Source organism: Vibrio sp. Vb1574 (genome assembly GCF_033338675.1).
On sequence record NZ_JAWOTC010000132.1, the window covers coordinates 1 to 1,687 of the forward strand.

A 1,687-nucleotide genomic window follows, 5' to 3' on the forward strand; every position below is an offset into this window, starting at 1 on the left:
CCCTTTAGGTTAGAATCCCAAACAAAATAGAGTTACACGGTACCTGTTAATGTCAGATCCCAAGTTCGTCCACCTTCGTATTCACAGTGATTTCTCGATGGTGGATGGTATCAATAAAGTTCCACCGATAGTCAAGAAAGTCGCCGAGCTTGGTATGCCTGCCATGGCTTTGACTGACTTCACCAACTTATGTGGTTTGGTGAAGTTTTATGGCACAGCGCATGGCTCCGGCGTTAAACCGATCATCGGTGCAGATTTCAAAATGCAATCTGATGAATTTGGTGAAGAACTGACCCAGCTGACAGTACTTGCTGCCGACAATGCAGGTTACAAGAACCTCACGTTACTGATTTCCAAAGCGTACTTACGTGGCCACGTTCAGCACCAACCTGTGATTGATAGGGCGTGGCTGGCCGAGATGTCAGAAGGCTTAATCGTTCTCTCTGGTGCTAAAAATGGCGATATCGGCAAAGCGCTGCTTAAAGGTAACCGTAAACTGGTTGAAAGCTGTGTAGAGTTTTACAAACAGCATTTCCCGGACCGTTTCTATCTAGAATTGATTCGTACAGGCCGTCCGGATGAAGAGACGTACTTGCACTTTGCCATCGATCTCGCTGAGCAACATGACTTGCCCGTGGTCGCGACAAACGAAGTGGTTTTCCTAAGTGCAGACCTTTTCGATGCGCACGAGATTCGTGTTGCGATTCATGATGGTTACACATTAGAAGATCCACGCCGACCAAAAAATTACAGCCCGCAGCAGTACCTTCGCACTGAAGAGGAAATGTGTGAGCTGTTTGCTGATATTCCAGAAGCGCTAGAAAACAGTGTTGAGATCGCCAAGCGTTGTAACGTGACCGTTCGTTTAGGTGAATACTTCTTGCCAGCCTTCCCAACAGAAGGGATGGAAGAAACTGAATTCTTGGTCATGAAGTCGCGTGAAGGTTTGGAAGAGCGTCTAGAGTTCCTATTCCCTGATGAAGAAGAGCGCAAAAAGCGCCGTCCAGAATACGACGAGCGTTTACAAATCGAACTCGACGTAATCAACCAAATGGGGTTCCCAGGCTACTTCTTGATCGTAATGGAGTTCATCCAGTGGTCGAAAGACAACGCGATTCCAGTCGGTCCTGGTCGTGGTTCGGGTGCCGGTTCTTTGGTGGCCTACGCGCTGAAAAGCACCGATCTTGATCCGCTTGAATATGACTTGCTCTTCGAACGTTTCTTGAACCCAGAACGTGTATCCATGCCCGATTTCGACGTCGACTTTTGTATGGATAAGCGTGACCAAGTGATTGATCACGTTGCCGAAATGTACGGTCGCGATGCCGTATCTCAGATCATCACATTCGGTACGATGGCGGCGAAAGCGGTAATCCGTGACGTTGGTCGTGTTCTTGGTCACCCATTTGGTTTCGTTGACCGTATTTCGAAACTGGTTCCGCCAGATCCGGGTATGACGCTAGAAAAAGCGTTTAAAGCCGAGCCTGCTCTGCCTGAGCTTTATGAGGCCGATGAGGAAGTTAAAGAACTCATCGATATGTGTCGCCTATTAGAAGGTTGTACACGTAACGCCGGTAAGCACGCGGGTGGTGTTGTAATTTCACCAACCACGATTACAGACTTTGCGCCAATTTATGCGGATGCGGAAGGGCATTTCCCCGTAACTCAGTTTGATAAGAACGACGTA

Annotated in this window: 1 protein-coding gene; it reads left to right on the forward strand. The window is 48.1% G+C overall.

Going from position 1 to position 1,687, the window contains the following annotated elements:
- Positions 1–49 precede the first annotated feature (49 nt).
- The coding region (dnaE, locus tag R7O12_RS24160; RefSeq protein WP_318126574.1) for a DNA polymerase III subunit alpha at positions 50–1,687 on the forward strand (1,638 nt) is incomplete at its 3' end.